15 protein-coding genes are annotated in these 13921 nt (G+C 58.7%); 13 read left to right on the top strand and 2 right to left on the bottom strand.

Going from position 1 to position 13921, the window contains the following annotated elements; all coding sequences use genetic code 11:
* Positions 1-17 precede the first annotated feature (17 nt).
* The 4 genes from rpmA (at position 18) to AO068_RS14855 (ending at position 3439) form a co-directional block, all read left to right on the top strand.
* Complete coding sequence (gene rpmA, locus AO068_RS14870; protein ID WP_002551972.1) at positions 18-293, top strand: 50S ribosomal protein L27; 276 nt, start codon at positions 18-20, stop codon at positions 291-293.
* A gap of 216 nt (positions 294-509) precedes the next feature.
* On the top strand, positions 510-1733 hold the full coding sequence (cgtA, locus tag AO068_RS14865) for an Obg family GTPase CgtA (RefSeq protein ID WP_002551973.1): 1224 nt from the start codon (positions 510-512) through the stop codon (positions 1731-1733).
* 89 nt (positions 1734-1822) lie between these two features.
* Positions 1823-2941, top strand: coding sequence for a glutamate 5-kinase (proB, locus tag AO068_RS14860; protein WP_058400305.1), 1119 nt, complete (start codon positions 1823-1825; stop codon positions 2939-2941).
* Between the two features lie 27 nt (positions 2942-2968).
* Positions 2969-3439: a CreA family protein gene (locus tag AO068_RS14855; protein ID WP_058408746.1), complete on the top strand. Its 471-nt coding sequence runs from the start codon at positions 2969-2971 to the stop codon at positions 3437-3439.
* A 204-nt stretch (positions 3440-3643) separates the two neighbouring features.
* On the opposite strand, the gene rpsT is transcribed toward AO068_RS14855, so the two are convergent.
* On the bottom strand, positions 3644-3922 hold the full coding sequence (gene rpsT, locus AO068_RS14850; protein WP_003344603.1) for a 30S ribosomal protein S20: 279 nt from the start codon (positions 3920-3922) through the stop codon (positions 3644-3646).
* A 250-nt stretch (positions 3923-4172) separates the two neighbouring features.
* Here rpsT and murJ point away from each other — a divergent pair, with 250 nt between their 5' ends.
* The 6 genes from murJ to ispH all read left to right on the top strand — a co-directional run bounded on the left by murJ (position 4173) and on the right by ispH (position 11586).
* On the top strand, positions 4173-5711 hold the full coding sequence (gene murJ, locus AO068_RS14845; RefSeq protein ID WP_058408745.1) for a murein biosynthesis integral membrane protein MurJ: 1539 nt from the start codon (positions 4173-4175) through the stop codon (positions 5709-5711).
* A gap of 122 nt (positions 5712-5833) precedes the next feature.
* Positions 5834-6760 (top strand): bifunctional riboflavin kinase/FAD synthetase, encoded by a 927-nt coding sequence (ribF, locus tag AO068_RS14840; protein WP_058408744.1) that lies wholly within the window; start codon positions 5834-5836, stop codon positions 6758-6760.
* Between the two features lie 20 nt (positions 6761-6780).
* Entirely contained in the window at positions 6781-9612 is a 2832-nt protein-coding gene (gene ileS / locus AO068_RS14835; RefSeq protein ID WP_058408743.1) for an isoleucine--tRNA ligase, read from the top strand.
* On the top strand, positions 9605-10111 hold the full coding sequence (lspA, locus tag AO068_RS14830) for a signal peptidase II (RefSeq protein ID WP_004667306.1): 507 nt from the start codon (positions 9605-9607) through the stop codon (positions 10109-10111). The genes ileS and lspA overlap by 8 nt, the downstream gene beginning before the upstream one ends.
* Positions 10104-10580, top strand: coding sequence for an FKBP-type peptidyl-prolyl cis-trans isomerase (locus tag AO068_RS14825; protein ID WP_002551981.1), 477 nt, complete (start codon positions 10104-10106; stop codon positions 10578-10580). The genes lspA and AO068_RS14825 overlap by 8 nt, the downstream gene beginning before the upstream one ends.
* Positions 10581-10638: 58 nt before the next feature.
* A complete protein-coding gene (gene ispH, locus AO068_RS14820; RefSeq protein WP_054994865.1) occupies positions 10639-11586 on the top strand; it encodes a 4-hydroxy-3-methylbut-2-enyl diphosphate reductase in 948 nt (315 codons plus the stop codon).
* Between the two features lie 6 nt (positions 11587-11592).
* Here ispH and AO068_RS14815 read toward each other — a convergent pair whose 3' ends face one another.
* Positions 11593-12093 (bottom strand): GspH/FimT family pseudopilin, encoded by a 501-nt coding sequence (locus AO068_RS14815; RefSeq protein ID WP_058408742.1) that lies wholly within the window; start codon positions 12091-12093, stop codon positions 11593-11595.
* 131 nt (positions 12094-12224) lie between these two features.
* On the opposite strand from AO068_RS14815, the gene AO068_RS14810 reads away from it, so the two are divergent.
* Genes AO068_RS14810 through AO068_RS14800 form a run of 3 tightly spaced genes read left to right on the top strand, consistent with a single transcriptional unit; the run spans position 12225 to position 13910 of the window.
* Positions 12225-12701, top strand: coding sequence for a GspH/FimT family pseudopilin (locus tag AO068_RS14810; RefSeq protein WP_058408741.1), 477 nt, complete (start codon positions 12225-12227; stop codon positions 12699-12701).
* Positions 12691-13206 carry a type IV pilus modification protein PilV gene (gene pilV / locus AO068_RS14805; protein WP_005733840.1) on the top strand — a complete coding sequence of 172 codons (516 nt, stop codon included), beginning with the start codon at positions 12691-12693 and terminating at the stop codon, positions 13204-13206. Before AO068_RS14810 ends, pilV begins: the two co-directional genes overlap by 11 nt.
* The gene (locus tag AO068_RS14800; RefSeq protein WP_004659630.1) at positions 13203-13910 is read left to right on the top strand and encodes a PilW family protein; all 708 of its coding nucleotides are present in this window, start codon (positions 13203-13205) and stop codon (positions 13908-13910) included. Before pilV ends, AO068_RS14800 begins: the two co-directional genes overlap by 4 nt.
* Positions 13911-13921: the final 11 nt, after the last annotated feature.

Here is a 13921-nt window from a genome sequence, read left to right as displayed (position 1 = left end):
ATTTGGAGAATTGACTCATGGCACACAAAAAAGCTGGTGGTAGTACCCGTAACGGGCGCGACTCAGAAGCCAAACGCCTTGGCGTGAAGATGTATGGCGGCCAGGCTATCATTCCTGGCAACATCATCGTGCGTCAGCGCGGTACCCAATTCCACGCTGGCTACGGCGTTGGCATGGGTAAAGATCACACCCTGTTCGCGAAAGTGGAAGGCGTGATCAAGTTTCAGGTCAAGGGCGCCTTCGGTCGCCGCTACGTGAGCATCGTTCCGAAGACTGAAGTCTCCGCAGCGTAATCACGCAGTTGCTTAAAAGCCCTGTCTTGCGACGGGGCTTTTTTGTTTGTAGAGGTAGAGAGGCAGGTGAGTCTCTTGCAAAACTGTTTGTGCGGGCTGTTGTGATGTTGACCCTTGGGGTCGCTGGTTTCTGATCGGTATCGCAACGCTCATTTTTGCAAGAGTCTTATGTAATTTATGTGGTTCTGCTCGTCCCTGTGGCGGGAGGCGTGCGTTATGAAATTTGTAGATGAAGTATCCATTCGAGTAAAAGCCGGTGACGGCGGCAACGGTTGCATGAGCTTCCGTCGCGAAAAATTCATTGAGAACGGTGGTCCCAACGGTGGTGATGGTGGTGATGGCGGCTCGATCTTCATGGTCGCCGACGTCAACCTGAACACGCTGGTCGACTACCGTTACACCCGTCACTTCGACGCCGAGCGCGGCTCCAACGGTGGCAGCGCCGACTGCACCGGTCGCAAGGGTGAAGAGCTGGTGCTGCGTGTGCCGGTCGGGACCACCATCATCGACGCTACTACTCAGGAAATCATCGGTGACCTGACCAAGGATGGTCAGCGCCTGATGGTTGCCCAGGGCGGCTGGCACGGTCTGGGTAACACCCGATTCAAGTCCAGTACCAACCGCGCTCCGCGCCAGACCACACCGGGCAAGCCGGGTGATCAGCGTGATCTCAAGCTCGAGCTGAAAGTGCTGGCCGACGTCGGTCTGCTGGGCCTGCCCAATGCGGGCAAGAGCACCTTCATCCGTTCGGTGTCTGCGGCCAAGCCAAAGGTTGCCGACTATCCGTTCACCACGCTGGTGCCGAACCTCGGCGTGGTCAGTGTCGATCGCTGGAAAAGCTTTGTGGTTGCTGACATTCCAGGTCTGATCGAGGGTGCATCCGACGGCGCAGGCCTGGGGATTCGCTTCCTCAAGCACTTGGCGCGTACTCGTCTGTTGCTGCACCTCGTCGATATGGCGCCGCTGGATGAAAGCAGTGCTCCGGATGCTGCAGAAGTGATCGTCAACGAACTGGAGAAATTCAGCCCGTCGCTGGCCGAGCGTGATCGCTGGCTGGTGCTGAACAAGTGTGATCAGATTCTTGAAGAAGAGCAGGAGGCGCGCAAGCAGGAAATCGTCGATCGTCTGGAGTGGACCGGCCCTGTTTACGTGATCTCGGCAATTGCCAAAGAAGGCACCGAGCAGCTGACTCGCGACATCATGCGTTACCTCGAAGAGCGCAGCCAGCGTATCGCCGAAGAGCCTGGTTACGCTGAAGAGCTGGCCGAGCTGGATCAGCGCATCGAAGACGAGGCCCGTGCCCAGTTGCAGGCACTGGACGATCAGCGTGCACTGCGTCGCAGCGGCGTGAAGAGCGTGCATGACATCGGTGACGATGACTGGGATGAAGAAGACGTGGACGATGAAGATGGTCCGGAAATCATTTACGTCCGTGACTGATCGCTTGAAGTAAACTTGAACGCCGCTACGATTGTCAGCGGCGTTTTTGTATCCCGAATTTGAAAATCTCTGGCTAAGGTTGGAAGAAGATGCGCAGCAAAGTGACGGGCGCCCAGCGCTGGGTTGTGAAGATTGGCAGTGCCTTGCTGACCGCGGATGGCAAGGGCCTGGATCGCAACGCCATGGGTGTTTGGGTGGAGCAGATGGTGGCGCTGCATGAGGCGGGTGTCGAGCTGGTGCTGGTGTCTTCCGGGGCGGTGGCTGCCGGTATGAGCCGTCTTGGCTGGACGGCCCGACCCAGTGCCATGCATGAGCTTCAGGCTGCTGCGGCCATTGGTCAGATGGGCTTGGTGCAGGCGTGGGAATCGAGTTTTGCCGAGCATGGCCGGCATACTGCGCAAATTCTGCTGACCCACGACGACCTGTCAGACCGCAAGCGCTACCTCAATGCCCGCAGTACTCTGCGCACGCTGGTCGAGCTTGGGGTTGTGCCGGTCATCAACGAAAACGACACAGTGGTCACTGACGAAATCCGTTTCGGCGACAACGATACGCTGGCGGCGCTGGTTGCCAATCTGGTCGAGGCCGATCTGCTGGTCATCCTGACTGACCGCGACGGCATGTTCGACGCTGATCCGCGCAACAACCCCGATGCACAACTCATTTACGAAGCGCGCGCCGATGACCCTGCGCTGGATGCCGTTGCTGGTGGTACAGGCGGCGCACTGGGACGCGGCGGTATGCAGACCAAGTTGCGTGCTGCGCGACTGGCGGCGCGTTCCGGTGCGCATACCGTCATTGTCGGCGGGCGTATCGAGCGCGTGCTGGCGCGGCTCAAGGGTGGCGAACGTTTGGGGACATTGCTGTCTCCCGAGCGCGGCATGCTCGCGGCGCGCAAGCAGTGGCTGGCAGGGCACCTGCAAACTCGCGGCACGCTGGTGCTGGATGATGGCGCTGTTGCGGCGCTGGCCAAGGATCAGAAAAGCCTGCTGCCGGTGGGTGTCAAGCTGGTCCAGGGCAGCTTCCGGCGTGGCGAGATGGTGGTATGCGTCGCCTCGGACGGTCGCGAGATCGCTCGCGGGCTGAGCAACTACAGCGCCATCGAAGCCCAGAAAATCATTGGTCACTCTTCCGAATCCATCGTGCGCGAGCTGGGCTATATGGCCGAGCCCGAGCTGATTCATCGGGACAACCTGATCCTCGTCTGACTCGAGGCTGCAAAAAAGGACTATTTGATGCGCTTCATGAAAGGTTTATTGGCAGCTGCGTTGCTGATGCCGGTGTTGGCCTCGGCCGAGGAGATCGGTCAGGTGTCGACGGTGTTCAAGATGGTCGGGCCAAACGACCGCATTGTGGTCGAGGCGTTTGACGATCCCAAGGTCGACGGCGTGACGTGCTACCTGTCACGCGCCAAGACCGGTGGCGTGAGGGGTGGTCTGGGATTGGCCGAGGACCGTGCCGAGGCGTCTATCGCCTGTCGTCAGGTCGGGCCTATACGCTTCAAGGAAACCCTCAAGGACGGCGACGAGGTGTTCAAGGAGCGTACCTCGCTGGTCTTCAAGACCATGCAGGTGGTGCGGTTCTTCGACAAGAAGCGCAACGCGCTGGTGTACCTGGTCTACAGCGACCGGGTCATCGAAGGCAGCCCGCAGAATGCCGTGACCGCAATCCCGATCCTGCCATGGACAACCGCGCCCGCGCCTTGATGTGGCGCAGGGGTGGACGCAGAGCGTCCAGAACGGCATGCCGATGCGGAGCGTCGCACGATAGTTGAATTATCGTTCCTCACGCTCCAGCGTGGGAAAATGCCTGTCGTGACGCTCTGCGTCACAGGTTTCCGTTGCACCGGCTACTTTCCAGCAGGCAATAAAAAACCGACCCTGAGGTCGGTTTTTTAACAAGCGGGTCGCTTAGGCTGCAGCAGCAAGGCTCAGAGCCTTGATGTGACCGTTCAGACGACCTTTATGGCGAGCAGCCTTGTTCTTGTGGATGATGCCTTTATCGGCCATACGGTCGATAACAGGAACAGCCAGAACATAAGCGGCTTGCGCTTTTTCTGCGTCTTTTGCGTCGATGGCTTTAACTACATTCTTGATGTAGGTACGAACCATGGAACGCAGGCTGGCGTTGTGGCTGCGACGCTTCTCAGCCTGTTTTGCACGTTTTTTGGCGGAAGGTGTGTTGGCCACCGTCGAGCTCCTCGAAAGACTTTGTGAAATAGCAAACAAAATAGGCCGCGAATCATGCCGATGAGTTGAAGTCTTGTCAAGGGCAGTTAAGGTGTTCCGCTGAGTGGTTGCTACATTTGACCGGAGGATTTATTTCCGGCCTGTGACCTGTAAACTCGCGGCCTTTGCTTCGGGCGTTTTTGCGGCGCGAAGTATCGCATAAATGGCTGGCTTAATCGCCCATCCTTTGCCAAGGCGCACAACTCTTTCAATGAATCTACTCAAGTCACTCGCCGCCGTAAGCTCTATCACCATGGTTTCCCGGGTTCTGGGCTTTGTTCGCGACACCATCATCGCGCGCACTTTCGGAGCCGGAATGGCCACGGATGCGTTCTTTATTGCCTTCAAACTGCCCAATCTGCTGCGCCGGATTTTCGCAGAGGGCGCTTTTTCCCAGGCGTTCGTGCCTATTCTGGCGGAATACAAGAGCCAGCAAGGGGAGGAGGCGACTCGCACCTTTGTCGCCTACGTCACCGGGTTGCTGACCCTGGCGCTGGCACTGGTGACGCTGCTCGGGGTGATCTTTGCGCCCTGGGTGATCTGGGCCACTGCCCCCGGCTTTGTCGACACCCCGGAAAAATTCGCGCTCACCTCGGACCTGCTGCGGGTGACCTTTCCTTATATATTGCTGATCTCCCTGTCCTCGATGGCCGGCGCGATCCTCAATACCTGGAACCGTTTCTCGGTGCCTGCGTTCGTACCAACGCTGCTCAATGTCAGCATGATTTTCTTCGCGCTGTTCCTGACCCCGTACTTCGATCCGCCGGTTATGGCGCTGGGCTGGGCGGTTCTGGTGGGGGGGCTGCTGCAACTGCTTTACCAACTGCCGCACCTGAAAAAGATCGGCATGCTGGTGCTGCCGCGCCTGAATCTGCGTGATACCGGCGTCTGGCGCGTAATGAAACAGATGCTGCCTGCCATCCTTGGCGTTTCTGTCAGTCAGATTTCTCTGATCATCAACACGATATTTGCCTCGTTCCTTGTCGCCGGTTCGGTGTCATGGATGTACTACGCCGACCGTCTGATGGAATTACCCTCCGGCGTGCTGGGTGTGGCGCTGGGTACAATCCTGCTGCCGATCCTGTCGAAAACCTACGCGCAGCGCGATCGTCAGGAATATTCGCGGATTCTCGACTGGGGCCTGCGACTGTGTTTCGTGCTGGTCCTGCCTTGCACATTGGCGCTGGGGTTGCTCGCCGAGCCGTTGACCGTTTCGTTGTTCCAGTATGGTAGATTCGATGCGCTTGATTCGGCCATGACCCAACGTGCTCTGGTTGCCTATTCAGTCGGCTTGCTGGGGATCATCCTGATCAAAGTGCTGGCCCCCGGCTTTTATGCGCAACAAAATATTCGCACACCGGTGAAAATCGCGATCTTCACCCTCATAGTGACCCAGTTGCTCAATCTGGCCTTCATCGTGCCCTTGCAGCATGCCGGTCTGGCGCTGGCCATCAGTGTGGGGGCGTGTATCAACGCCGGGTTGCTGTTCTGGCAGTTGCGCAAACAGGATCTGTTTCAGCCGCAACCTGGCTGGACGGTGTTTTTATTGAAACTGGTGGTCGCTGTTGCGGCGATGTCGGCTGTGCTGCTCGGGCTCATGCACGTCATGCCGGCGTGGGATGAAGGTCACATGCTGGAGCGTTTTCTGCGTCTGGGTGCGCTGGTTGCGGCGGGTGTCGTGACTTACTTCGCCATGCTTCTGTTGCTGGGCTTTCGCCTGAGGGATTTCGCCCGCAAGGCCATTATGTAGGCCCCGTTTGATCGTTGTTTTCCGGGGGCACGCCAAGAACCTTCATCCGGTCTTGGTGTGTTGCCTGTCGCCCACGGCCGTGTGTGGTTATAATCGGCCACTTTATGAGCAAGAAGTGCGTTATGCAGCTGGTTAGAGGCCTTCACAACCTGCGCCCCGAACATCGGGGCTGCGTCGCCACGATTGGCAATTTCGACGGCGTTCACCGCGGCCACCAGGCTATCCTGGCGCGTCTGCGCGAGCGTGCCGTCGAATTGGGTGTGCCCAGCTGTGTGGTGATTTTCGAGCCGCAGCCGCGTGAGTTCTTTGCACCCGAGACCGCTCCGGCACGTCTGGCCCGCCTGCGTGACAAGCTCGAGCTGCTGAGTGCCGAAGGCGTTGACCGGGTACTTTGCCTGTCCTTCAATCAGCGGCTGTGCAAGCTGAGTGCGGCGAGTTTCGTCGAAACCTTGCTGATCGACGGCCTCGGCGTTCAGCACCTCGAAGTGGGCGACGATTTTCGCTTCGGTTTTGACCGGGTCGGCGATTTCGACTTCCTGCAACAGGCCGGCACGACGTATGGATTTACTGTAGAGGCGGCGCAGACCGTTGAAATAGATGGCATCCGGGTCAGCAGTACCAAGGTACGCAAGGCTTTGGCTGCGTCGGATTTTGCCCTGGCCGAGCGCATGCTTGGTCGTCCGTTCCAGATCACCGGACGGGTATTGCATGGTCAGAAGCTGGCGCGTCAATTGGGTACGCCCACCGCCAATGTGCAACTCAAGCGTCGTCGTGTGCCGTTGAGCGGGGTTTACCTGGTCAGCACGGACATCGACGGCAAAACCTGGCCGGGGGTCGCCAACATCGGCGTGCGCCCGACAGTAGCGGGTGATGGCAGTGCCCACCTTGAAGTGCACCTTCTGGATTTTGCCGGCGACCTTTACGACCGGCGTTTGACGGTGGCTTTCCACCACAAGCTGCGTGATGAGCAGCGTTTCGCCTCACTGGAGGCGCTCAAGACGGCGATCAATGCGGACGTCGCCGCCGCCCGTGCCCATTGGCATGGCTAACCGCTAAACAAGAGCCTGAAATGACTGACTATAAAGCCACGCTAAATCTTCCGGACACCGCCTTCCCTATGAAGGCCGGCCTGCCCCAGCGCGAGCCGCAAACTCTGCAGCGCTGGGACAGCATTGGCCTGTACCAGAAGCTGCGCGAGATTGGCAAGGATCGTCCCAAGTTCGTCCTGCACGACGGTCCTCCGTACGCCAACGGCAATATTCACATCGGTCATGCGGTCAACAAGATTCTCAAGGACATGATCCTGCGTTCCAAGACCCTGGCGGGCTTCGATGCCCCGTATGTGCCGGGCTGGGACTGCCACGGTCTGCCGATCGAGCACAAGGTTGAAGTGACTCACGGCAAGAACCTCTCCGCAGACCGTACGCGTGAGCTGTGCCGCGCCTATGCGTCCGAGCAGATCGAAGGCCAGAAGTCAGAATTCATCCGCCTGGGTGTGTTGGGTGACTGGAGCAATCCGTACCTGACCATGAACTTCGCCAACGAAGCCGGGGAAATCCGCGCGCTGGCCGAGATGGTCAAGGGCGGTTTCGTCTTCAAGGGCCTCAAGCCGGTCAACTGGTGTTTCGATTGCGGCTCGGCACTGGCTGAAGCCGAAGTCGAGTATCAGGACAAAAAGTCCTCGACCATCGACGTGGCGTTCCCGATCGCCGATGAAGCGAAACTGGCAGCCGCGTTCGGCGTGCCTTCGCTGGGCAAACCTGCCTCCATCGTGATCTGGACCACCACACCGTGGACCATCCCTGCCAACCAGGCGCTGAACGTCCACCCTGAATTCGAATACGCGCTGGTCGATGTCGGCGACAAACTGCTGGTGCTGGCTTCCGAACTGGTCGAAAGCTGTCTGGCCCGTTACAAGCTGGAAGGCACGGTCATCGCGACCACCACCGGTCAGGCGCTGGAACTGATCAACTTCCGCCATCCGTTCTACGACCGCCTGTCGCCAGTCTATCTGGCTGACTACGTCGAGCTGGGTGCCGGCACCGGTATCGTTCACTGCTCGCCTGCCTATGGCGTAGACGACTTCAATATCTGCAAGCAGTACGGCCTGAGCAACGACGACATCATCAGTCCGGTGCAGAGCAACGGCGTGTATGTCGAATCGCTGGAGTTCTTCGGTGGCCAGTTCATCTTCAAGGCCAACCAGAACATCATCGACAAGCTGGTCGAAGTCGGCAGCCTGATGGACACCGAAACCATCAGCCACAGCTACATGCACTGCTGGCGCCACAAGTCGCCACTGATCTACCGCGCCACCGCGCAGTGGTTCGTGGGCATGGACAAGCAGCCTGAGAGCGGCGAGACCCTGCGCAAGCGTGCGGTCAAGGCCATCGAAGACACTGAGTTCGTTCCGGCCTGGGGGCAGGCGCGCCTGCACTCGATGATCGCCAACCGTCCTGACTGGTGCATCTCGCGTCAGCGCAACTGGGGCGTGCCGATTCCGTTCTTCCTGCACAAGGAAAGCGGCGACCTGCACCCACGCACCGTCGAGCTGTTGGAAGAAGTGGCTCTGCGCGTCGAGAAAGAGGGTATCGAAGCCTGGTTCAAGCTGGACGCCAGCGAACTGCTGGGTGACGAGGCTGCCAAGTACGACAAGATCTCCGACACCCTGGACGTCTGGTTCGACTCGGGCACCACGCACTGGCACGTATTGCGCGGTTCGCATCCGATGGGCCATGAAAGCGGTCCACGTGCCGATCTGTATCTGGAAGGCTCCGACCAGCACCGTGGCTGGTTCCACTCGTCGCTGCTGACCGGTTGCATGCTGGACGACCACGCACCATATCGCGAGCTGCTGACCCACGGGTTTGTGGTCGACGAGAACGGCCGCAAGATGTCCAAGTCGTTGAACAACGTGGTAGCACCGCAGAAGGTCAACGACTCGCTGGGCGCGGACATCATGCGCCTGTGGGTATCGGCGACTGACTATTCGGGCGAAATGGCGGTTTCCGACCAGATCCTGCAGCGCAGCGCCGATGCTTACCGTCGTATCCGCAACACTGCGCGCTTCCTGCTCTCCAACCTGTCGGGCTTCAACCCGGCAACCGACATCCTGCCGGCTGAAGAAATGCTCGCGCTGGACCGTTGGGCCGTGGATCGCACGCTGCTGCTGCAACGGGAGCTGCAAGAGCATTACGGCGAATATCGCTTCTGGAACGTGTACTCGAAGATCCACAACTTCTGCGTGCAGGAGCTGGGTGGTTTCTATCTGGACATCATCAAGGATCGCCAGTACACCACGGCTGCCGACAGCACCGCGCGTCGTTCCTGCCAGACCGCACTGTTCCACATCTCCGAAGCGCTGGTGCGCTGGATCGCGCCGATCCTGGCGTTCACCGCCGACGAGCTGTGGCAGTTCCTGCCGGGCGAGCGCAACGAATCGGTGATGCTCAACACCTGGTATGAAGGCCTGACTGAAATGCCTGCCGACTTCGAAATGGACCGCGCCTACTGGGAGCGGATCATGGCGGTGAAGACGTCGGTCAACAAGGAAATGGAAAACCTGCGTGCGGCCAAGGCGATTGGCGGCAACCTGCAGGCCGAAGTGACCCTGTACGCTGAAGATTCGCTGGTCGCCGACCTGTCGAAGCTGAGCAACGAACTGCGCTTCGTGCTGATCACCTCGACGGCCAGCGTTGCTCCGCTTGTGTCGGCTCCGGTTGATGCGGTGGTCACCGAGGTCGCGGGTCTGAAGCTCAAGGTGCTCAAGTCCAGCCATGCCAAGTGTGCGCGTTGCTGGCACCACCGCGAGGATGTGGGTGTAAACCCTGAACATCCGGAAATCTGCGGCCGTTGTGTAGACAACATCAGCGGTGCAGGCGAGGTGCGTCACTATGCCTGACACCTCGTTTGGCCGTCTGGCCTGGCTGTGGTTGAGCGTGCTGGTTCTGGTCATTGACCAGGCCAGCAAGTATTACTTCGAGAACGCCTTGAGCCTGTATCAACAGATCATTGTGATTCCGGACTTCTTCAGCTGGACCCTGGCCTACAACACCGGTGCTGCCTTCAGTTTTCTGGCAGACGGTGCCGGCTGGCAGCGCTGGTTGTTTGCCCTGATCGCCATTGTGGTCAGTGCCGTGCTGGTCGTCTGGCTCAAACGTCTGGGGCGCGACGATACATGGCTGGCCGTTGCATTGGCGCTGGTACTCGGCGGCGCGCTGGGCAACCTTTACGACCGTATCGTGCTGGGCCATGTGATCGACTTCATTCTGGTTCACTGGCAGAACCGCTGGTACTTCCCGGCGTTCAACGTCGCCGACAGTGCGATCACTGTCGGCGCAATCATGCTGGCGCTGGATATGTTCAAGAGCAAGAAAACCGGAGAAACCGTCAATGACTGAACAGTCGTCGACTCAAGGCTCGTCTGGCGAGCTGCGCATCGGTCAGAATACGCAGGTCACCTTGCACTTCGCCCTGCGTCTGGAAAATGGCGATACCGTCGACAGCACCTTCGAAAAGGCCCCGGCCACGTTCAAGGTTGGTGACGGCAACCTGTTGCCCGGTTTCGAAATGGCGATTTTCGGCTTCAAGGCGGGCGATCGAAAGACCGTGGAAATTCCGCCGGAAAACGCCTTTGGTCAGCCCAACCCACAAAATGTGCAGATCATGCCACGCTCGCAGTTTGTGGGCATGGAACTGTCCGAAGGGTTGCTGGTGATCTTCAACGACGCCGCCAATACCGAATTGCCCGGCGTGGTGAAGGCTTTCGATGATGATCAGGTCACCATCGACTTCAATCACCCGCTGGCAGGCAAGACACTGAGCTTTGAAGTGGAAATCTTCGAAGTGAAGGCGATTCTGGCTTCCTGACCTTCGCCATCAAGCCCGGTCCAGGCCGGGCTGCCCCGTACCAACCATGAGGCACAGCATGCAAATCAAACTCGCCAACCCCCGCGGCTTTTGTGCCGGAGTGGACCGCGCGATCGAAATCGTCAATCGCGCTCTGGAAGTGTTTGGTCCGCCGATTTATGTGCGCCATGAAGTCGTTCACAACAAATTTGTCGTCGAAGACCTGCGCTCTCGCGGTGCGATCTTCGTCGAAGAGCTGGACCAGGTGCCGGATGACGTCATCGTTATCTTCAGCGCCCACGGTGTTTCCCAGGCGGTGCGTACCGAGGCAGCTGGTCGTGGCCTGAAAGTATTCGATGCCACCTGTCCGCTGGTGACCAAGGTGCATATCGAGGTCGCCCGTTACAGCCGTGACGGCCGCGAGTGCATCCTGATCGGCCACGCCGGTCACCCGGAAGTCGAAGGCACCATGGGCCAATACGACGCCAGCAATGGCGGCGCGATCTATCTGGTCGAAGACGAAGCGGACGTTGCCAGCCTGCAGGTGCGCAACCCCGATTCCCTGGCGTTCGTGACCCAGACCACCTTGTCGATGGATGACACCAGCCGGGTGATCGACGCCTTGCGCAAGCGCTTCCCTGCCATTGGCGGGCCGCGCAAGGACGACATCTGCTACGCCACGCAAAACCGTCAGGATGCGGTCAAGCAACTGGCCGACGAGTGTGACGTGGTGTTGGTAGTGGGCAGCCCGAACAGCTCGAACTCCAACCGCCTGCGCGAGCTGGCCGAGCGCATGGCGACTCCGGCGTATCTCATCGACGGTGCCGAGGACATGCAACAAGGCTGGTTCGAAGGCGTCGAGCGTATCGGCATCACCGCGGGTGCGTCCGCCCCGGAAGTCCTGGTGCGCGGTGTGATCCAGCAATTGCAGGCCTGGGGCGCCACCGGTGCGGATGAACTCGCCGGTCGCGAGGAGAACATCACGTTCTCCATGCCCAAGGAATTGCGCGTCAAGTCGCTGCTCTGAGGCTGCCTACCCGCACAACGCAACATCACGCTTCGTGTCCTCTATCCTGACCCGTCCAGTTGGCGCAACAATCACGCGATAGTTGCTGACCGGCTGGTCGTGGAGGCACACATGCAACGTGCCGTTGGTTCTGTTGCGCAAGTTGCCCAGGCCGTTGAAACTCAGTCGCTCCGTCACTTTCTGGTTGCCGACCACGCGGGTCATTCCGCCATTGGCGCGCTCTATAAGCAGCGTATCGTTTTCGTCGGGGCCTTTGCCGTCCAGGTCGAGTATGATCCGCCAGCCGTTGCTCCAGTCATCTTCAATGGCATGAATCGTCACAATCTGATTGCGCGTTATAGCGGCGACTCTTGCCGAACGGATACCGCTGGCCAGTTCCTGAGCGGTGGCGAGCCCGCGGCTGGATTCGATCAGTTGCTTGAAAGAAGGTGTTGCGACGTTGGCCAGAATGCCGATCAGTGCAACGACGATCAATAATTCGATCAGTGTGAACCCTGCATGCCTCATATGCTTTCCTCCCTGGAAACCGCGTTCTCAGAACCTTGCGGGCATTCGTCGTCACAAAACAACCGTACGTCCCGCTGTGGATTTTCCTGCGGCATTGCTGCCTTATAGTCGTAACGTCTAGGAGACACTCAATGCGTCATATAGCCAAGGGATTCAGCCTCATCGAATTGTTAGTCACTGTGTCCCTGGTGGGCATCCTTGCGGCTATCGCTATCCCGAATTTCACCAGTTCCATTCAGAGCAACAAGGCCGACACCGAGCTCAGCGATTTGCAGCGGGCGCTCAACTATGCGCGACTTGAGGCGATAAACCGGGGAGTGACGGTGCGTATTGCGCCGACCAGCGGGACGGCGTGGACTGGCGAATTGCAGGTTTATCTGGTTTCCGATGCCAACAAGAAGGCGCTTCGTACAGTGGCTGCAATGAGCAGCGGCGGTACGTTGGTGGCGGATCCCAATGTGGCGGCATTCGATTTCAACAATCTGGGCGGGCTAATCGCGCCGTCTTCGCTGGTAACCATGACCTACACCCGAGGCAGTACTACCAAAACCATGAGTATCTGCCTGACAGGCCGGATCGTCCTCAGTGGAAGCTGCAATGCCCAATGAAACCCGACATCGCCAGACCGGCATGACCCTGATCGAGGTGCTGGTTTCGGTACTGATCCTGGCTATAGGCCTGCTGGGGGCCGCCGCTATCCAGCTTAATGCCCTCAAATACACCGACAGTTCGGCCATGACCAGCCAGGCCAGCTTCATTGCGTACGACATGATGGATCGTATTCGGGCGAATGTTGATGGCAATGCGAGTGCCAACGGGTCGACCAATGTCCTGGCGAACTATGCCCTGGCGAGTCTGGCTACGGAGCAAGTCGCCAACCCGAACGATGCCAGGGTGCAGGATTTGTATGATTTCAAAACCAATATCGTTAATTTTGCGGGCGCAAGCGGCACGGGCAGTATTGATGTCAGCAAGGCTCCGGAGGTGACTATCATCATTGGTTGGAGCGATGCACGCGCTGCGGGTTCGAGCAATCAGGCAACAGGGAATACGACCGTCAGCCCGACCACTCAGATCTTCAAACTGGTCTCCCGGATCGGGGTCAACCCATGAGAAAACCGTCCAAAGGCTTCGGTCTGGTCGAAATCATGGTGGCGCTGGTGCTGGGGTTGGTTGTCAGCCTGGGTATCGTGCAGATATTCACTGCCGCCAGAGGCACTTATCAAAGCCAGAATGCAGCTGCCCGGATGCAGGAAGATGCCCGGTTCATATTGAGCAAACTGACTCAGGAAATCCGGATGACGGGTATGTATGGTTGCCTGAGTTTCAGCAATTACACGCCTGTAGCTCCCGCAGTCCCTTGGCCTGCTGCGCTGGATAATCCGATTCTCTGGGATAACCCGACCAAGACGCTCACCCTGGTGACGACCGATGTAGGTACCGCAGGCGGTACGCCGACCTGGACTATCGTTTCAAACTGCCAGACTACTACACAGCTCTACGCCAACAGTCGGGCACCTGCTGCGGGGGAAACGGCTTTTCCGCTGCGGCAGCTGGTTTACAAGCTTACCGGTACAAATTTGACCATCCAGTACGGTACGGGCGGCGATGTACAACCGCTATTGCAGAATGTCGCGGATTTTACAGTTTCCTTTGGAATGGCAGGCAACCCAATGTTCTATACCACGGCAGTCACCAAGGCCAATGCTGCTAACGTTCGTAGCGTTCGTATCAGTCTGACGCTGCAGGATGGGCAGAATGGCATCGTCAAGAGTCAGCAGTACAACGTTGTTGCTTACCTGCGTAATCGCTTGTGAACGGGCCGGGT

The sequence above is a fragment of the Pseudomonas sp. ICMP 3272 genome (assembly GCF_001466905.1).
GTDB lineage: Bacteria > Pseudomonadota > Gammaproteobacteria > Pseudomonadales > Pseudomonadaceae > Aquipseudomonas > Aquipseudomonas amygdali.
This window is presented reverse-complemented; position numbering and strand designations above follow the sequence as displayed.

What these genes read in the sequence shown, in the direction of transcription:
- AO068_RS14825 (WP_002551981.1), top strand. Translation starts at nt 10,104, where the DNA reads ATGACTGAACAGTCGTCGACTCAAGGCTCGTCTGGCGAGCTGCGCATC.
- ispH (WP_054994865.1), top strand. Translation starts at nt 10,639, where the DNA reads ATGCAAATCAAACTCGCCAACCCCCGCGGCTTTTGTGCCGGAGTGGAC.
- lspA (WP_004667306.1), top strand. Translation starts at nt 9,605, where the DNA reads ATGCCTGACACCTCGTTTGGCCGTCTGGCCTGGCTGTGGTTGAGCGTG.
- AO068_RS14810 (WP_058408741.1), top strand. Translation starts at nt 12,225, where the DNA reads ATGCGTCATATAGCCAAGGGATTCAGCCTCATCGAATTGTTAGTCACT.
- AO068_RS14855 (WP_058408746.1), top strand. Translation starts at nt 2,969, where the DNA reads ATGCGCTTCATGAAAGGTTTATTGGCAGCTGCGTTGCTGATGCCGGTG.
- cgtA (WP_002551973.1), top strand. Translation starts at nt 510, where the DNA reads ATGAAATTTGTAGATGAAGTATCCATTCGAGTAAAAGCCGGTGACGGC.
- AO068_RS14815 (WP_058408742.1), bottom strand. Translation starts at nt 12,093, where the DNA reads ATGAGGCATGCAGGGTTCACACTGATCGAATTATTGATCGTCGTTGCA.
- murJ (WP_058408745.1), top strand. Translation starts at nt 4,173, where the DNA reads ATGAATCTACTCAAGTCACTCGCCGCCGTAAGCTCTATCACCATGGTT.
- ribF (WP_058408744.1), top strand. Translation starts at nt 5,834, where the DNA reads ATGCAGCTGGTTAGAGGCCTTCACAACCTGCGCCCCGAACATCGGGGC.
- AO068_RS14800 (WP_004659630.1), top strand. Translation starts at nt 13,203, where the DNA reads ATGAGAAAACCGTCCAAAGGCTTCGGTCTGGTCGAAATCATGGTGGCG.
- pilV (WP_005733840.1), top strand. Translation starts at nt 12,691, where the DNA reads ATGCCCAATGAAACCCGACATCGCCAGACCGGCATGACCCTGATCGAG.
- proB (WP_058400305.1), top strand. Translation starts at nt 1,823, where the DNA reads ATGCGCAGCAAAGTGACGGGCGCCCAGCGCTGGGTTGTGAAGATTGGC.
- ileS (WP_058408743.1), top strand. Translation starts at nt 6,781, where the DNA reads ATGACTGACTATAAAGCCACGCTAAATCTTCCGGACACCGCCTTCCCT.
- rpmA (WP_002551972.1), top strand. Translation starts at nt 18, where the DNA reads ATGGCACACAAAAAAGCTGGTGGTAGTACCCGTAACGGGCGCGACTCA.